Genomic DNA, 627 nt, shown 5'->3' with positions numbered 1-627 from the left:
CCGGCCGCGGGAGGCGCGGGCCCCCCCGCCGGCCGCGGCGCCGATGGAGCCGCCGTCCGCGCCGCCGATCTCATCGCCGGTCGCGCCGCCGGTCGCGCCGCCGGGGCCCGCGCAGGCGCACGGGCACGACCCGTCGGTGCCGCCGCCCGCGCCGTCCGATCCGTTCGGGGTCCACGCGCAGGCGCCCGCCCCGCCTCCGCCGCCCGGCCCCGCGCCCGGTCCTGCGCCGTCTCCGGTGCGGGCCGAACGGGCGGGGATGGAGAACCCGCTGGGCTCGGATGTCCCGCCGCCCAGAATCGCGCCGCCGCCCCCGCCGGCCGCTGAGCCGCGTCCGCCGGAGCCGGCGCCCGAGCCCGTGCGGCCGGCTCCCGCCGCGGTGGAGGAGCCCCGCTGGCCGTCGGATCCGGCGGCGGACGAGCCGCGCTGGCCGTCGGAGCCCGCGTCTCCGGCCGCGTACGCCCCGGCGACGCAGCTGGACACCGACGCGTTCCGCACCATGCTGGACCAGGGTCCGGCGTGGCCGGGTGCGCCGATGCCGCCGGCCGCGCCCGACCGACCGCCGGCCGCGCCGGCGCCGGTGCCGGTGCCCGAGCCGGTCCCCCCCGGCCCGCCGGCGCCGGGCGCCGG

1 pseudogene is annotated in these 627 nt (G+C 84.7%); it reads right to left on the bottom strand.

The window, feature by feature from the left end:
* Nucleotides 1-498, bottom strand: a pseudogene (locus ABD296_RS49825) (hypothetical protein); the annotation flags it as partial.
* Nucleotides 499-627: the final 129 nt, after the last annotated feature.

The organism is Actinomadura napierensis (genome assembly GCF_039529375.1).
Taxonomy (GTDB): Bacteria; Actinomycetota; Actinomycetes; order Streptosporangiales; family Streptosporangiaceae; genus Spirillospora; species Spirillospora napierensis.
The sequence above is the reverse complement of the archived record's forward strand: the minus strand, read 5'-3'. Positions and strand labels throughout refer to the sequence as shown.